This is a genomic window from Pantoea sp. PNT03 (assembly GCF_014852515.1).
GTDB lineage: Bacteria > Pseudomonadota > Gammaproteobacteria > Enterobacterales > Enterobacteriaceae > Pantoea > Pantoea leporis.
Map to the genome: position 1 here is coordinate 224,680 of NZ_JACVBT010000005.1, position 16,672 is coordinate 241,351.

The 16,672-nt window shown below is 54.4% G+C and carries 16 protein-coding genes; 5 read left to right on the forward strand and 11 right to left on the reverse strand.

Going from position 1 to position 16,672, the window contains the following annotated elements:
• Nucleotides 1–66: 66 nt before the first annotated feature.
• Entirely contained in the window at nt 67–1,149 is a 1,083-nt protein-coding gene (locus IB226_RS18325; RefSeq protein ID WP_192236649.1) for a malate/lactate/ureidoglycolate dehydrogenase, read from the forward strand.
• Between the two features lie 39 nt (nt 1,150–1,188).
• Here IB226_RS18325 and gntT read toward each other — a convergent pair whose 3' ends face one another.
• Complete coding sequence (gene gntT, locus IB226_RS18330) at nt 1,189–2,505, reverse strand: gluconate transporter (protein ID WP_101763267.1); 1,317 nt, start codon at nt 2,503–2,505, stop codon at nt 1,189–1,191.
• Nucleotides 2,506–2,788: 283 nt separating this feature from the next.
• Here gntT and IB226_RS18335 point away from each other — a divergent pair, with 283 nt between their 5' ends.
• Entirely contained in the window at nt 2,789–3,940 is a 1,152-nt protein-coding gene (locus tag IB226_RS18335; protein ID WP_233501651.1) for an iron-containing alcohol dehydrogenase, read from the forward strand.
• 32 nt (nt 3,941–3,972) lie between these two features.
• Here the strand turns inward: IB226_RS18335 and IB226_RS18340 are convergent, their stop codons facing one another.
• The 4 genes from IB226_RS18340 to IB226_RS18355 all read right to left on the reverse strand — a co-directional run bounded on the left by IB226_RS18340 (nt 3,973) and on the right by IB226_RS18355 (nt 8,476).
• Nucleotides 3,973–5,901 (reverse strand): methyl-accepting chemotaxis protein, encoded by a 1,929-nt coding sequence (locus IB226_RS18340; protein WP_192236650.1) that lies wholly within the window; start codon nt 5,899–5,901, stop codon nt 3,973–3,975.
• A 125-nt stretch (nt 5,902–6,026) separates the two neighbouring features.
• A complete protein-coding gene (locus IB226_RS18345) occupies nt 6,027–6,854 on the reverse strand; it encodes a Cof-type HAD-IIB family hydrolase (protein ID WP_110865702.1) in 828 nt (275 codons plus the stop codon).
• Between the two features lie 107 nt (nt 6,855–6,961).
• Complete coding sequence (locus tag IB226_RS18350) at nt 6,962–7,447, reverse strand: RcnB family protein (protein WP_192236651.1); 486 nt, start codon at nt 7,445–7,447, stop codon at nt 6,962–6,964.
• A gap of 798 nt (nt 7,448–8,245) precedes the next feature.
• On the reverse strand, nt 8,246–8,476 hold the full coding sequence (locus IB226_RS18355) for a DUF1272 domain-containing protein (protein ID WP_192236652.1): 231 nt from the start codon (nt 8,474–8,476) through the stop codon (nt 8,246–8,248).
• A gap of 204 nt (nt 8,477–8,680) precedes the next feature.
• Here IB226_RS18355 and IB226_RS18360 point away from each other — a divergent pair, with 204 nt between their 5' ends.
• A complete protein-coding gene (locus IB226_RS18360) occupies nt 8,681–9,805 on the forward strand; it encodes an AI-2E family transporter (RefSeq protein WP_101763272.1) in 1,125 nt (374 codons plus the stop codon).
• A 111-nt stretch (nt 9,806–9,916) separates the two neighbouring features.
• Complete coding sequence (locus tag IB226_RS18365; RefSeq protein WP_101763273.1) at nt 9,917–10,597, forward strand: HAD family hydrolase; 681 nt, start codon at nt 9,917–9,919, stop codon at nt 10,595–10,597.
• Between the two features lie 125 nt (nt 10,598–10,722).
• Here IB226_RS18365 and IB226_RS18370 read toward each other — a convergent pair whose 3' ends face one another.
• From IB226_RS18370 to IB226_RS18395, 6 genes are read right to left on the reverse strand one after another with little or no spacing between them, the layout of a single operon-like run.
• Nucleotides 10,723–11,298 (reverse strand): TerD family protein, encoded by a 576-nt coding sequence (locus tag IB226_RS18370; RefSeq protein ID WP_101763275.1) that lies wholly within the window; start codon nt 11,296–11,298, stop codon nt 10,723–10,725.
• Nucleotides 11,299–11,355: 57 nt separating this feature from the next.
• Nucleotides 11,356–11,934: a TerD family protein gene (locus IB226_RS18375; RefSeq protein ID WP_008103744.1), complete on the reverse strand. Its 579-nt coding sequence runs from the start codon at nt 11,932–11,934 to the stop codon at nt 11,356–11,358.
• A gap of 50 nt (nt 11,935–11,984) precedes the next feature.
• A complete protein-coding gene (locus IB226_RS18380; protein WP_008103746.1) occupies nt 11,985–13,022 on the reverse strand; it encodes a TerC/Alx family metal homeostasis membrane protein in 1,038 nt (345 codons plus the stop codon).
• A gap of 24 nt (nt 13,023–13,046) precedes the next feature.
• Nucleotides 13,047–13,502: a tellurite resistance TerB family protein gene (locus IB226_RS18385; RefSeq protein ID WP_192236653.1), complete on the reverse strand. Its 456-nt coding sequence runs from the start codon at nt 13,500–13,502 to the stop codon at nt 13,047–13,049.
• 20 nt (nt 13,503–13,522) lie between these two features.
• Nucleotides 13,523–14,701 (reverse strand): TerD family protein, encoded by a 1,179-nt coding sequence (locus IB226_RS18390; protein WP_192236654.1) that lies wholly within the window; start codon nt 14,699–14,701, stop codon nt 13,523–13,525.
• Nucleotides 14,701–15,285 (reverse strand): TerD family protein, encoded by a 585-nt coding sequence (locus tag IB226_RS18395; RefSeq protein WP_101763278.1) that lies wholly within the window; start codon nt 15,283–15,285, stop codon nt 14,701–14,703. The genes IB226_RS18390 and IB226_RS18395 overlap by 1 nt, the downstream gene beginning before the upstream one ends.
• Before the next feature lie 320 nt (nt 15,286–15,605).
• Here IB226_RS18395 and IB226_RS18400 point away from each other — a divergent pair, with 320 nt between their 5' ends.
• Nucleotides 15,606–16,664, forward strand: coding sequence for an ATP-grasp domain-containing protein (locus IB226_RS18400; protein WP_192236655.1), 1,059 nt, complete (start codon nt 15,606–15,608; stop codon nt 16,662–16,664).
• The last annotated feature ends 8 nt before the right edge of the window (nt 16,665–16,672 follow it).

Genomic DNA, 16,672 nt, shown 5'->3' on the forward strand with positions numbered 1-16,672 from the left:
TGACTTGCGGTTATTACTGGTTTCGGCACAGGATGCATGATTGTTCATGATAAGGAGATTGACCGTATGAGTACTCTGCATCTTATTCCCCCTTCTCGCCTTCATCAGTTTGTTCAAGCCATTTGGTTACATGCTGGCAGCAGCGCCGAAGAAGCGCGCCTGGTCGCCGACCATTTGGTGGCCGCGAATCTGGCGGGTCACGATTCACACGGCGTTGGCATGATTCCGAGCTACATGAAATCGCTGGCACAGGGCTTTTTGCAACTCAACCAACATGCCAGCATTGCAAAAGACGCCGGCGCGGTGCTGACGCTACACGGGCACAACGGTTTTGGTCAGGTGGCGGCCTTTGAGGCGATGCAACTCGGTATTGAGCGCGCAGCCAGGTTAGGTATTGCGGCGGTTGGTTTACACCATTCGCACCACATTGGTCGCATCGGCCATTGGGCAGAACAGTGTGCGGCCGCCGGTTTTGTCTCCTTCCACTTCGTTAACGTGATGGGCGATCCGATGGTCGCGCCGTTTAACGGTAGCGATCGTCGCTTTGGCACCAATCCTTTCTGCGCCATTTTCCCGCGCCGCAATGCCAAACCGCTGTTGCTCGATTTCGCCACCAGCGGCATCGCCTTTGGTAAAACGCGAGTGGCGTGGAATAAAGAGCAGCAGGTCGCGCCAGGTTATCTGATTGATCATCAAGGCCAGCCGACCACCGAACCGGGCGTGATGCATCAGGCGCCGTATGGTTCACTGATGCCGTTTGGTCTGCACAAAGGCTATGCGCTGGCAACCATGTGTGAAATTCTCGGCGGCGCGCTGTCCGGCGGACGCACCACACATGATGAGACGCTGGTCACCAGCCACGATGCCATTTTCAACTGCATGACCACCATCATCGTGAATCCGGATGCGTTTGATGCGCCTGCGATGCAGGAAGAGGCGGAATCATTCCTGGATTGGGTGAAACAGTCGCCGCAAAGTGGCGATGCACCGATTCAGGTGCCCGGCGAGTGGGAAGAGCAAAACCGCGTGGCACGTGAACGCGATGGCATTCCTCTCGACAGCAACAGCTGGGAGCAAATCTGTGACGCGGCGTTACAAGCGGGAATGCCGCAAGAGGAACTCGCGGCATTCCGCGCCTTAACGCAGTAAACCGCAAGCGGCTGAGGCGCAGTGCCTCAGCCTTGATACTTAGATGACGTTGGCGAGCAGTAAGCAACCCAGCAAACCGCACACCGAAATAATGGTTTCCAGCGCCGACCATGAGCGGAAAGTTTCGCCGATGGTCAGGTTGAAATACTCCTTAAACAGCCAGAAGCCCGGATCGTTAACGTGAGAGAAAATCACGCTGCCGGAGCCGACCGCAATCACCATCAGTTCCGGACTGGCGCCGCTGGTGATGATCAACGGTGCGACAATGCCGCCTGCCGTAATCGCCGCCACGGTAGCGGAACCCAGCGCAATACGCAGCACCGCAGCAATCGACCACGCCATGAAGATCGGCGACAGATTGGTTTCATGCATCATGCTGGCGATATATTTATCGACGCCGCTGTCCACCAGCACCTGTTTGAACGCCCCGCCACCACCAATCACTAACAGCATCATCGCGATGATCTTGATCGAATCGGTGATGGTGCCCATCACGTCATCCATGCTGCGGCCACGGTTGAGACCAAAGGTGAAGATGGCGATCAGCACGGCAATCAAGGTTGCCATAATGGGGTCACCAAAGAACTCGGCATACGGCAACAACACGTGACCTTTCGGCAGCAGCATCTCCGCCACCGCGCGCAACGCCATCAGCACCACCGGCACCAATGCCGTCCAGACGCTGACGCCAAAGCCAGGCATCTCCGCTTCGGTAAAGGTTTTCGGGTTCCACAAGCCTTCCGGGATCGGCTTATCAATGCCTTTCAGGAAGCGCGCATAAACCGGACCGGCGAGAATAACGGTTGGAATCCCCAGCAGCGTTCCGTACAGCAGCGTTTTACCCATATCGGCGTTAAACAGCGTGGCGATCGCAGTTGGGCCCGGATGCGGTGGCAGGAAACCGTGTGTGACCGAGAGCGCGGCCGCCATCGGCACACCCACGTAAAGCAGCGGCACGCGCGCGGAGGCGGCGATGCTGAACACCAACGGCAGCATCAGCACAAATCCCACTTCGTAGAACAGCGCAAAGCCGACGGTGAAGCCGGTCAGCACCAGCGCCCACTGAATATGCTTCTCACCAAATTTAGCGATTAACGTGGTGGCGATTCGCTGCGCCCCGCCGCAATCCGCCAGCAGTTTACCCAGCATTGCGCCGAAGCCCATGATCAGCGCGAGGCTGCCCAATGTGCCGCCGACGCCGGTTTTAATCGAAACGATAACTTTGTTGACCGGCATGCCCTGCATCATGCCAACGGCCAGCGCCACCAGAATCAGCGCAATAAATCCGTTCAGTTTGAAACGAATCATCAGCAACAGCAGTAACGCTACGCCAATCGCCACATAGAGTAATGGCATAATTTTTCTCCACTTTTGCGCACGGTAAGTTACCGGCAGCGGTTTATTTTGGTTATCCCAGAGGACATGAGAATCAACAACGTGCACCACAGTAAACATCCTGCTGAGCAATGTTACGGGTATCATGTTAAGGGTAACATTGCGTACAAAGCACCTGGCGCCGCAGCGGAATTTCTGTTTTGCGAAGGTGATCAACTTTTTGCCAGCGGGTTATCAGAATGTTTGCAGCGGGAGTGTCATGGCTTATGGTTACACTTAGGTCTTTGAGCCAAACAAGAAGGACGTGCAGGTGAGTGAGAATCTGATCGAGTTGTACAGTAATCAACAAACCCTGTTTGGGCGCGGCAGCATTGACCAACTGATTCCGCTGCTGGCGGCCAATACCCAGCCGACGCTGCTGTTTTGCGGCCGCTCATTCCTGAATGGTCCGGCCTGGACGCGCTTAGGTGCCGCGCTCAACGATCACATCATCGGTTACGAGATTGTCAGCCATGAAGCCTCGCCAGATGAGATTGATGGCTGGGTGCGACGCTGGCGCGGCCATGTTGATCGCGTGGTGGCGATTGGCGGCGGCAGCGTGCTGGATGCGGCTAAAGCCTTTAGCGCGATGATGCAGCACCCGCTGAATACCGCGCGCTATCTGGAGAAAGTCGGTGATACGCCAGTGCAAGCGGTGACCTTGCCGCTGATCGCCATTCCCACCACGGCCGGCACCGGCAGCGAAGCCACGCAGAACGCAGTGGTGACCGATCAGCAGCATATTCAGGTCAAAGCGTCGCTACGCCATCCGGTGTTTGTGCCGCAGGTCGCAATTCTCGATCCTGATCTGCTAAAAGGCGCGCCCGACAGCGTGCTGGCAACCTGCGCCATCGATGCCTTCACCCATCTTTTCGAAGCCTATCTGTCGCGCAAAGGCAATTTGTTCACCCAGCAAACTGCCCTTAATGGGCTGCGACTGTTCTTCCAGGCTTGGCCAGATTTAAACCGTGACGACGAGCGTGGAGATGCCGCGCGCGAAGCGATGATGATGGCGTCATGGTTGGGTGGCGTGTGTCTGAGCAGCGCCGGATTGGGCGTGATCCACGGCATTGCCGGTGAGTTGGGGGCAATCAAGCCGTTCCATCACGGCGAAGTGTGCGGACGTTTACTGTTCCCGTTCCTCGAGGTGCTGGCAGAAACCGAGCATGCTGAACAGCAACGTTTGATGGCGCAGTTCGGCCAACAGCTGCTGCCGGACGATCCCGCGCCGCCCGCGCTGGCGTTGAAAGCCTGGATCCAGCAGCAGGCGATCGTGCCGTTCTGGTTAGAAGGCCCAACGCTGTCAGCCACCGACGTTGACTGGATTGTGTCGCGCGCCAACAGCAAAAACGGCTGGGTCAGCTACGATGCACCGACGTTAACCGAGATGATTGCCGCCGCCTGGCGCATCGTCTAAATGATAACGGGCAGCCGACGCTGCCCGATTTTTTACTGCTCAGCCACTTTAAACATCGCCATCTCTTGCGCCAGCTGCGCCGCTTCATCACGCAGCGCCTGGGTATTTTCGGCGGTTTGCGTCACCAGCATCAGGTTTTGCTGAATACCGCGCTCCATCTGTGATACGGCCAGCGTCACTTCCGCAATACCTTTGCTCTGCTCATCACCAGCCACGCGCATCTCGCTGACTACCTGCTTCACTTTATGCACGTCGGAAACCAGTTGCGAAAGCTGCTGCCCCGCGCCTTCCACCAGTTTACTGCCGGCCAGCACGTTGCTGTCGGAATCGGCAATCAGCGCTTTGATCTCCTGCGCCGCCGTGGCGCTGCGCTGGGCTAAGGCGCGCACTTCAGATGCCACCACCGCAAAACCACGCCCTTGCTCACCGGCGCGTGCCGCTTCCACCGCCGCATTCAGGGCAAGGATGTTGGTTTGAAACGCGATGCTGTCAATCACCGTCAGAATCTCCGCCACGCGGCGCGACGAGGATTGAATAGCGCCCATGGTGCTCACCACTTCGCCCATCACTTCGCTGCTGCTGCGGGCAATCTGCGCGGTCTGTTCGGCGGCAGCATCAGCCAGTCGGGTATTTTCAGCGTTTTGCTGCACGGTGGCGTTAAGCTGCTCCATCGCCGCCGCACTCTGCTCAAGCGCCGCAGCCTGCTCAGCGATTTTCTCCGACAGCGCGGTGTTGCTGTGCGCTAATCCCGATGCGTTGGCCGCCACCGTTTCGCCGCTGCCCTGCACGCGGGTAATCACGCCAGCGATCTTATCGACAAAGCTGTTGAACGCACCGGCAATATCCGCCAGCTCATCGCGCCCACTTTTGGTCAGACGGCGGGTTAAATCGCCATCGCCATTGGCAATCTCATCCAGCGCCGCGTGCGTCGCCTTCAGACGTTGGCCAATGCGTTGGGTAAACGCCCAGGTTAACAGCAGCAGCACGATCATCGCCGGAATCAGGAAAGTGAAGATGTCGCGCATCATGGTACGCGCCAGGCCGCTGACGGCACTTTCCGGCGTTACCAGGCCAATCACCCAACCGGTGCCGGGCATGCGGAACAGCGTCACCTGCGCGCTGTTGTGCAAGTAGCCGTCTGCAAAATCCGACAGTTGTAATACATCGCCATCGCCCTTCAACTGGGTGATACGGGCGGCCAGCGGCGCCAGCCAGCTGGATTTTTCCGCCAGGCTGCTCAAGGTGGTGAGCGATTTCATATCCTGGCCTGGGTAATAGAGCAGATTGCCCGCGCTATCGAGCGCAAAGGCATAACCGCCCGTCACCTGCCCTTTCTGCTGCATAAAGCCCGCAAGATTATCCAGCTGCACATCCAGCGTTGCGACACCGGCAAACCGATCGCCCGCCGCATACGGCACGCTGCAGGTCACCATTTTCACACCGGAGACCGGATCCTGATAAACCTCCGACCAACCGCAACGATCGCGCGGTCCGTTACGCACCGCGCTGTACCAGCTTTCCTGTTGATAGCCGTTGCCCGCAGGCAGGTTGTAGTCATCGGAATAGGCCAGCGCGCCATCACCCTGTCGCGCCCAGAAGAAGCTACGACGTTGCACACCGGCGCTAAACGCATCGGGTTCCGGCCACACACCGCCGCCGGCAATGGTTTTATTGCCGCTGCTGTTGATGATTTGTGGGAAGCTTTGCTGCCACAGCGTGGCATCGTGCGGCAACACTTCAGCAAGGCGCGCCATGCTGACGGCCTCGCCTTCAATACGCACCAGCTGCTGATTTAATTGGCTGACCAGATTGCTACCGGCCTGCTCAATCAGCGTATGGCTGGCTTCGATGACGCGCGGCTGACCGCGCAACAACAGAACGGAAAATACGACTGCGGTGGTGACGCACAGTAATAGCAGGCCACCCAGCGTCATGCGGGCAGCCAAACGGGTTGGCAACATAATTTATCCTTTCTAACCGACTGCATTAACGATTGAGATAAGAAGTGCCGCTCAGCGGCGAATTGTGCGTTCCGTCACAATCGAATATCGGCAAAGCAAAGAATAAATTCAGCTATAAATGACGATCAGATGACAAACGGCGGTTTGCCGGCCAGCATCTGCTCAATCACCTGTAAAACGCCCTCGTCGTTATTACCCGGCGCTTCAAAGCGGGCCGCATCTTTGACCTTCTGCGGTGCGTTCGCCATGGCAAAGCTGAAGCCCGACTGCTGCAGCATTTCGAGATCGTTACCGCCGTCGCCAAACACCAGAATTTCACTGCGTTCGATGCCCCAGCGTTTGCCCAACAGATCGAGGCCGTGACCTTTATGGTTGCCCGGCACGATCAAATCCACCGATCCATGACCGCTGGACGTGGCGGCAGCCGCCCCCTGATGCAGACGCTCAATGTCCGCCATCAGCGGTTCCACGTAATCATCAGACAGATTCAGCGCAAACTTGAACAGCTTATCGCCCGCCACGTCATCGAGGCTGCGAATCGCCTTCAGGCGGTGGCAATAGTGACGCATTTTCACCAGCCACTTTTCATCAAGGCCTTCGAAGTAGTACGCGCTGTCGCGTCCGCACAGGATGTAACGCAGTTCGGGATAATTACCGTTGTGCAACGTATCCAGCACCGCATCAATATCCGGACGGGAAAACTCGCCGCAGAATAACTCTTCATCACAATCGATAATCCACGCGCCGTTCTCCGCCACGAAGGCAATTTCGTGGGCGATCTCAGGGAAGAAGGATTTGAGTTGGTAATACTGGTTGCCGCTGGCTACCACAAACTTGATGCCGCGCTGCTTCATTTCCTGATAGCAGGCGTTAAAACGCGCGCGATTGTACTGTTTCTTGTCGTCGAGAAAGGTGCCGTCTTTATCCACCGCCACCATTTTTACCACGGTCATCATCACTCCTTAACGTATCGAAAGGAAAAACGGGTCGTAGAGAGAATAACCTGGTGAGCGGATAAAGCGCAGAGAAACACGGATGGCCGCAGCCATCCGCGGAGGGATTAGTTGAACGCGCCGTTGAGCAGAATTGCGGTAATGATGCCGGTTGCTGCGGCCACCAGCACGTAATTACCGTCGATGTAAGCCCAATGCTCACCGCGCGGTGGTTCATACAGACCACGGTCACGCCAGTCATCTACGCGATAATGCGGACCACGAAACTCCGGCGGTGCCGGATAGCCGCGACGGAAGTCATGTCCGCCCCAGGCGAAGCGGTCGCCGTCACGATGCCCTTCCGGCATACGATGGTCAGCATAACGGTCATGACGATCCGGGCCGCGATCGTGATCGTGACCACGGTCGTGATGATTGCCGCGATCCGGTCCGCGGTCGCCGCCACGATCCGGGCCACGTCCGTGGTCCTGATGCTGGTCGCCGCCGTGCGGCTGCCAGCGCTGGTCACCTGGGCCGTCTGCCCACGAGACGCTAGAAAACAGTGTGCTGCATGCAATAAATGACGCAATAAGAGTTAATGTTGTTTTTTTCATGGTGTTGCCTCCAATGATAACGGCGGTTGCTGTGCCGTTAAGCATTACTATTGATTAACTGGAGACAGAAAAGCATTTCCAAAACTCTTAAAAACCGCACACTTACAGGAAATTACGTCAACTTGTCACTTTCTTAACGGTTGTGTATTTTCTGACATTAACGGGATCGAAGAGACGCATCAGCGTTTATTGCGGCGAGAGCGGGAAATATAAAGAAAAACCCGATCGCAAGGATCGGGTGGATAACTCAATTTCCAGAAATTGCATAAAGGGGTAAACCCTGCAAAAGTGAGGGTAAAACTGAAGCACACAACGCCACATCACTAGCATTGCCAGCAAACAATACCATTTAAAATTGAAAACTTCTTTTGAAAAGGGCTATTTTTCAGAAAAATACGCAAAAATTAAATGACAGAAACAAATATTATTTTAGGAACGTTGTTTCAGGATAAATAAGGTCTGTGCTCTGACCAGATTCAGCAAAGACACAACAATAAGGCATTCAAGCAGCTAATCCATGCTATCAAGAATGGTTAATATCCCTTTAAAAACAACACTATTTGCTCTTTAAACCTTTATAATCTCAGCACGCCGCACGCGCAACCTGATGAGTATTTAACAATTACTGCTCCTTATTAGGCGCGGATTGTTTATCACCAACATTAATACACGGCGGTGATTACTATCGTGCTCAAAATTACCCTGCTTGCGTAACGTTTAAATATCACGAGGCAGCCTGATAAACTATTTAGGGTAAACGTTTACATGAGCAGAATATTGGTTTGCACGCTCACTATCTCATAAAGAAGATAAATGGCGCGTTGAGGACGCCGGATGACGTGCTAACGCTGCAGCAGGACGAATCGGTCGACGCACCAGTTCACCGCTGCAATTCGGGCAGCGCTGCGCCAGGATACCTTCCGCGCACGCCACACAGAACGTGCATTCAAATGAACAGATGCGCGCCTCAAGCGACTCCGGCGGCAGATCTCTATCGCAGCATTCGCAGTTAGGACGTAGTTCCAGCATGATTTCCTCCGGTGAGTTTCAGCCACCATCATCACCGTAATAGTGCTGCCGCGCCAGCCAGTGAACAGACATCAGGCGGACAAATCGGGACATCTTGTGTCTGCTCTCTTCACGAGCTTGAGCGAACCATCGATCCTAAAAACATTACTTTCCCCGTTAAGCGTTCTATAGTTCATTCGCCCTATCTACTGACGAGACTATGTAATGCGTATTAAAGGACTTAATTTAGGCTTCTTTATCGTTATTTTGGCGATCGTCACCTTCGCCTTTTTTGATGTGCTGACACCCTATTTTTCTGCCATTTTCTGGGCCGCGATTCTGGCGGTGATCTTCCATCCACTGAAGTCGCTGCTGCGCCGTAAAATGGGCGATCGCAACGGCCTGGCTTCGTTCGCTACGTTGCTGATTATCTGCCTGATGGTGTTCACGCCGCTGGCGCTGATCACCTCTTCAATGGTGGTTGAAGTTAACACCGTCTACACCAAGCTGCAGAACAACTCCGCGCAGTTCCCAGCGGTGTTTGCCGATCTGCTGCAGCATCTGCCTTCCTGGGCACGCAACTATCTCGCCGATAACAACCTGAACAACGCGCAGGAGATTCAGCAGAAGCTCTCTGGCTTTGCGCTGAAAGGCGGCCAATACATGGCGGGCAGCGTGTTCCTGATCGGTAAAGGGACGTTCACCTTTACCGTTGGCTTTGGCGTGATGCTCTATCTGCTGTTCTTCCTGTTGAAAGATGGCGCCTGGCTGGTGAATTTGATTCTGGAAGCGCTGCCGCTTTCAACCTACGTGAAACATCACCTGCTGATGAAGTTCGCAGCGGTATCGCGCGCCACGGTCAAAGGCACGGTGGTGGTTGCGGTGGTACAAGGTGTGCTGGGCGGCATCGCCTTCTGGATCACCGGCATTGATGGCAGCTTGCTGTGGGGCACCTTGATGGCGTTCCTGTCACTGATTCCGGCGGTCGGTTCCGCCATTGTCTGGGTACCGGCAACCATCTTCTTCTTCGCCACCAGCGCCATCTGGAAAGCGCTGTTCCTGATTGGCTTCTTCGTGGTGGTGGTTGGCCTGGTGGACAATATTCTGCGTCCGCTGCTGGTCGGTAAAGACACCAAAATGCCGGACTATCTGATCCTGATCTCCACGCTGGGCGGCATGGAAGTGTACGGCATCAACGGCTTTGTAATTGGTCCGCTGATCGCCGCGCTGTTTATTGCCTGCTGGAATCTGCTTTCTGGTCGCGATAACCGTGAGAACTCCGAAGAGATCGACGAAGAGTTTATCGAAGAGGGTAAAACCCGCGAGGAAGAGGGCAAAATCCGCGAGTAAGCGTTTCAAACGGCTACCGTTTATCGGTAGCCGCATTCACGCATGAGAATATCGGCCAGCCATTTGCTATCATCGTGGCATTGATTACGGCTTGCGACAAAAGAGAACAACATGTCCATGGAATCCTCCTTAGCGCGTGAAAATCAGGTTCTGTCAGTCTTCGATTTTGACGGCACGCTGACCATTCACGACAGCTTCATCCCCTTTCTGCGTTTCAGCTTTGGCAAACGCGCGTTCGCACGCAAAATTGCCAAACTGGCATTCCCTACGCTGCGCTGCATGCGGAAAAAGCTAACGCGTGATGAGTTAAAAGAAGTGTTGATTCACACCTTTTTAACCGGCGTTGAGGAGCAATGGATTCGCCAGCAGGCGCAACTTTTCTGCGCGGCAAACTGGAATAAGCTAATGCGCCCAGCCGGGCTGTTAGCGGTTGCCGCCGAAGTGAACTCCAGCGCCGAAGTGACCATCTGTTCCGCCTCGCCAGCGATGGTGTTAGAACCGTTCGCCGAGCGTCTGGGCATCAATCTGATCGGTACCCAATTAGAAGTGGTAGACGGCATTCTTACTGGTAAAATTACCGGCCATAACTGCCGCTGCGGGCAAAAGGTCAAGCGACTGGAAAGCGTTTACGGCCCGCTGCATAACTATCACCTGCGCGCCTGGGGCGATACGCGCGGTGATTTTGAGTTACTGGCCGCCGCGCAGGATCCACACTGGCGTCATTTCCATCCAACGTGGAAAAAACGCCGCGTGCCAATGGAAAAACTGCGCATGCTGCGTCTGGATCCTTAGGGGCACCATTCATGGCGACCGATTGACACTTCGTCGCTACGCAATAAGCACTTAGTCGTTTTGATCCATTATTGAGACAGTAAAAAGCCCCGGACCAGCCGGGGCTTTGTTAGCCATGCTTTGAATCAGACGCTCACGCCGTGCTGGGAAGCCAGCGCTGACAGGCCGCCTGCGAAGCCCTGACCAACGGCTTTGAATTTCCACTCGGCACCATTGCGATACAGCTCACCAAACACCATCGCGGTTTCGGTAGACGCATCTTCAGACAGGTCGAAACGGGCGATTTCAGCACCGCTGTCATTATTGAAGATACGCATGAAGCTGTTGCTCACCATGCCGAAGTTCTGCTTACGCGCTTCGGCATCATAAATGGTCACCGCGAAGACCAGCTTCTTCACCTCAGCCGGTACTTTAGACAGGGTAATTTTAACCTGCTCGTCATCGCCATCGCCGGCACCGGTGCGGTTATCGCCCTGATGCTCAACGGAACCACAAGCGCTCTGCTTGTTGTTGAAGAAGATGAAGCTGGCATCGCTCAGCACTTTACCGTCGTCACCGACCATAAATACTGACGCGTCGAGGTCGAAGTCCTGACCATCTGTTACACGTGCATCCCAACCCAGACCCGCCATGGCAACATTCATGGTGGGTGCTTCTTTAGTCAGGGAAACGTTACCGCCTTTTACCAGAGAAACTGCCATTTTAAAGCTCCTGCTTTTAATTGGATGATGCGGGCTGCGCGAAGCTGCCCGTGATAATTAAGACGCGTTGATGCCGTACTGAGCACATACCGAAGCGAGGCCGCCGGCATAACCCTGGCCTACCGCGCGGAATTTCCACTCGGCGCCGTTACGGTACAGCTCACCAAACAGCATCGCGGTTTCAGTTGAGGCATCTTCGGTCAAATCGTAACGCGCCACTTCACTGCGATCGTCATCGTTGACCAGGCGGATAAACGCGCCGGAAACCTGGCCAAAGCTCTGACGACGGGTCTGCGCATCGTGGATGGTGACCACAAACACAATCTTGTCGACGTCAGCCGGAATCAAATCCAGTTTGATTTTCAGCGATTCATCATCGCCATCGCCTGCACCAGTACGGTTGTCACCGGTGTGGGAAACGGAACCGTCGGAAGAGACCAGATTGTTGTAGAAAATAAAGTCAGCATCGCCGCGGACTTTGCCGCTGGCGGACAGCAAGAACGCTGACGCATCAAGGTCAAAGTCCTGACCATCGGTGGAACGTGCATCCCAGCCAAGGCCAACGAGGACGTTTTTCATGGTTGGTGCCGCTTTGCTCAGCGAAACGTTACCGCCTTTAGAAAGAGAAACGCTCATTGTAATTACCTCTTGGTTAATGATTTTTCAGACTCATTGCTGGCAGAAGATCAGCTCTCTTCTTTTTCCTCGGGTTTACCGGGGAACATCACGCTGAGTACGATACCGACCGCTAACACGCCGAGTACCACAAACAGGCTGGCGCTAGCAGAGATGCTGTAGCCGTGATGCCAGATATGATCGGTAGCATTCAGACCCAGTTTCACCGCGATGAAGAACAGCAGCACGATGACGGCTTTCTCGAGGTGAACCAGATACTGCTTCAATGCTTCAAGTACGAAGTACAGTGTACGCAAGCCGAGGATGGCGAACATCATGGCGCTATAAACGATCAGCGGTTCACGGCTTACTGCGATAATCGCCGGCACGGAGTCAAAGGCGAACATCACGTCAGAGAGTTCAACCACCGCCACACACAGCATCAACGGCGTGGCATACAGCGCTGCTTTCTTGCCGCGACCAATCGCTACGTCTTTGTTTTCTGGCTTCTGCAGCTCTTCATCAACTTCCTTCTGATTCAGCAGGAAGGCGTTACCGCGCATTTTTGGCCAGATTGGGAAGAAGCGCTTCACCATGCGATAAGCAAGGTGCTGCGAGTAATCTTCGATCTCGTCGCTGTCATCGCCGCTTTTCAGCATCATCACCGCCGTCCACGCGACGATCAGCGCAAACACGATTTCGACATACGGACCAAGGCTCAGCAAGCCGGTACCGATCGCCACGAAGATGCCACGGAAAACGATGGCACCGATGATGCCCCAGTAGAGCACGCGGTGACGATAGCGGTCCGGAACAGCAAACCACGAGAAGATCGCCATCATCACGAACAGGTTATCGACGGAAAGTACTTTCTCCAGCGCGTAACCGGTCACGAACAGGCTGGCAACTTCAGCGCCGTGATGGATATAGAGGAAGCCGGCGAAACCCATCGCCACCGCCACCCAGAACACCGACCACAGCGCCGCGCTTTTCAGCGAAATCGGCTTGTCGCCGCGGTGCATGAACAGGTCGATAAAAATAGCGCCCACCGACAGCGCGATGAAAACCGCGACTGTTTCAGTTGGGAAGCCAATGTGCGTAGACACCATGATGAACCCTTAAAAGATAAAAAATTACAGACCAAATATTGCTGGATCAAAGCCCAAAGCGACGGCGATTTCACGCACCGCTTTCTGCTCGTCAGCATCAAAATCACCATCACTCTTACCGACAGCAATACCTACGCGGATCGCCAACTGTGCGGCTTCCGGCTGATCTTTCAACGCCATGATGTGCTTCATAGTTTCGCCCTTGCCGATTTCCAGATCGAAATCAAAGCTGCTCACCAGCTTGTTGAAGAACTCAATCACTTCATTGGTATCAAAGACTTTCAACTCTTCGGAGGCGCGCAGAAAACCGATCATCTTTTGCTTCTCTTCCGCGCTCACGCCGCCGTCTGCCACCGCAATGCGTGCGCAAACCGCGACGGTGCCTTGCATAAATTTCTTGTTCTTAAAGCGGCTAACCTGTTTGGTTAATTCATCGCGGCCGGAATTAAATGCCCCTTTGACCTTGTTGAAAAAGCTCATAGTGAATCCTCTGTCTGTTATTATTTGGAGCCGGCTCGCCAGTTGAATCCCCAACCGAAAGCTTTGTCCATATCGGAATGCCCGTTAAAGAACTGATTGATACGCTCGACGCGGATACTGCCGTTCTCATTGACCAGGCGAGCAATCGCACACATGTTGCGGCGGTTCTCCCCTTCAGTCATACGCGTTTCAATCGGAGGCTGGTCTGGAATGTGCAGCGTGACTACGCCATCCGTTTTGTCCCAGCTCGCCGCACCTTGATAGATGAAGGCGAAAATTAATACCTCGCGAATCTGACTCCATTCGCGACCGTTGATGTGCAGCCATTCGCCGTCGGTCACTTCGCCGGTGCGATCATCGCCCTGCAAGTGTACGAAAGGTTTGGCATGCATAGCGCCAAAATTGCCGCCCAGCGCCTGGATCACACCGCGCGAGCCGTCTTGCAGCTCAACGAAGGCGCCGAGATCGAGATCCACGCCTTTGTTGCCGCCGAACAATCCGCGCAACCCGCCGCCACTGCTGGTTTCACGGTGCCAGTTCAGATTGATGCGGATCTCACCGAAGTTATCGCGCTTGGTCAGGCTGATAGCTGGCTTCTCTTTGGTAAGAGACACTTTGCTCAGATTGATTTTTGCCGGCGCGGGTGTCGGTGCTGGAGCCGGTGACGCCTGCGGTGCAGGCGCAGGCGTTGGGGCAGGCGCGGGTTCAGCCACATCCACACCAAAATGTTCCGCCAGCGGCTTTAAGCCGCCGTTGAAACCCTGCGCAATAAAGCGGAATTTCCACTCATTATTGCGGCGGTAAAGTTCGCCGAGGATCAACGCTGCTTCCTGACGTCCTACCAGCTCCACGCTGCCATTCAGCAACACTTCACCGCTCTGCTCCACCTGAATCGCCAGACGTTGCAAACCCGACACGTTGCGGCCGCCGTCACAGGTAACGGTAAAGGCCACTTTCTGCACGTCAGGACGCAAGCGGTTAAGATCGACAGAAAAGGCAGAGTTGTGCCCTTCGCTTTTCAGGCTGATGGTGCGGTCATCGTTATCCGGCTGACCGTAGAACACCATATCGGCATCGCCATTGACTTTGCCGCTGGCGAACAGACGAAAGGCCGAAGCATCAACGGCGGCGCCAGCGAGTACGCGCACCGTCAGCAGATTAGCGGGAACGGGAGCATTGCTCCCCGGCGTCATATTCATTAGCGCACCACTGCGGCAACGATGTCGTTTTGCATCGCGTCAATGGTACGGCCGGCACTCGCGCGGCCATGCGCCGTGAAGTCCCACAGCCCGCCGTTGCGGTGCAGCGAAGCAATCACAATGCCGGTATGGCTGCCTTGCTCAGTCAGCTCATAGCGCGCCAGCTCTTTGCCGTTTTGATCCACCACGCGGCAGAAGGCATTTTCCACTTCATTGAAGGTTTGACCCTGGAAGCTGTTCACGGTGAACGCCAGATACTCAACGTTAGCTGGCAGACGTGACAACTCAACGATGATCACTTCATCGTCGCCATCGCCTTCGCCAGTACGGTTATCGCCGCTGTGTTTCACCGCACCACATTTAGAGGTTAATGCGCGGAACCAGATGGTATCAATGGCATGACCAGATTGATCCAATAATACGCAGCTGGCATCCAGATCGATGGAATCGCTGCCACCACCAAAAAGCTTGCCCATGAAGCCTTTCTTTTTAATGGGATCCCAGCCTAAGCCGAAATGTAATTTATTCAGCGAAGCGGTTTGTTTGCTGAGTGAAACCGTCTGATTCTTGCTTAATGAAACCATGTCATAATTCCTTCAAACAGGTTTGAAAAGGGTTTTATATTTGCAACAAATTCCATGAGGGCAAAATCATAACATGAGGATATTCATGTTCAGCATTAATTTTCACAGCAATTTTATGAAATACAATAAATCCTTGCAGAAGAACAACTTAAAAGAATCCAGCCCGAACCAGCAACGCACTAAACATGACAATTCTTTACATTAAAATTCATAAGGTTACGTTAGGGTAAAAAATCATATTATGATTGACTCATTTCAAAGTGAGAAATAAACTCGCAAACCATAATCCAGCCACCAGCCTCTTGCGGAAATAATTAGAAATGTCTCACAAAATTTGGCTAATGGAAGGTTTATCCTCCCAGCGCGATATAATTAATGGCATAACATCTGCAGTTAAAAAACATAACTACAACGTGTCGATTTATGCATCACATCGCCAATCGCGTAATGAAATACTTTCTCTGGCGGATCATGCATTAATTGAACCTGATGATATTAATCAGCGCCTCGAATTTATTCTTTCCACCGTAGAAAAATATGCCATTCAGGCGATCCATACCGGTCGACATGCTCATTGGTTTGAAGCCCATCGCGCCGCTATCGAAGCCAGCGGTGCGCGCTTAACCACCGGCGCACGCGATGTTGCGATGCTGGATCTGGCCGATGACAAAGTCGCGTTTGCCCACCATATGAAAAGCCTGAATTTGCCGGTGGTGCCTTCACTGCGCGTTGATTCGCCCGTACAGTTGCGTGAGCTGATCGCCGGTAAACCCTTTGGCGATCTGCCGCTGTGCGTAAAACCGGTTACCGGTATTTATGGCATGGGATTCTGGCAGTTTGATGAAAGCGTCTCGCCGATGGCGCCGTTTACCCATCCCGACGCACGCCGGGTGAAAGCCGAATATTACTTACAGGCGCTGGAAGCCGCCGACAGCATGGAGCCGCTAGTCCTGATGCCGTATCTGCCGGGCCCGGAATATTCGGTTGATATGCTGGCGGAAAACGGCAAGGTGCTGGCCGCCGTGGCGCGCCGCAAAGAAGGGGCGCTGCAGTATCTGGAAAACCGCGGCGAAGCCTTTGAACTGGCGCTAGCCTGTGCCGCTGCGATGGGCGCGGATGGATTGATCAACGTGCAGACGCGCAATGATGCCAGCGGCAAACCGCTATTACTGGAGATCAATATGCGCCCTTCCGGCGGCATTGGTTATACCCGTTTCAGCAGCGTCAATCTTCCCGGCTTGTTTGCCCTGCGCCAGCTAGGCTTGATCAGTCAGCAGCAGGTGATCGACAACGCCCGCCGCGACTTCACGCCAGCCACCGTCCGCGCGCTGAGCGACGTGGTGGCGTACAACCCCGTCCTGTCCAACCAGGTTCAATAAGGAACAAT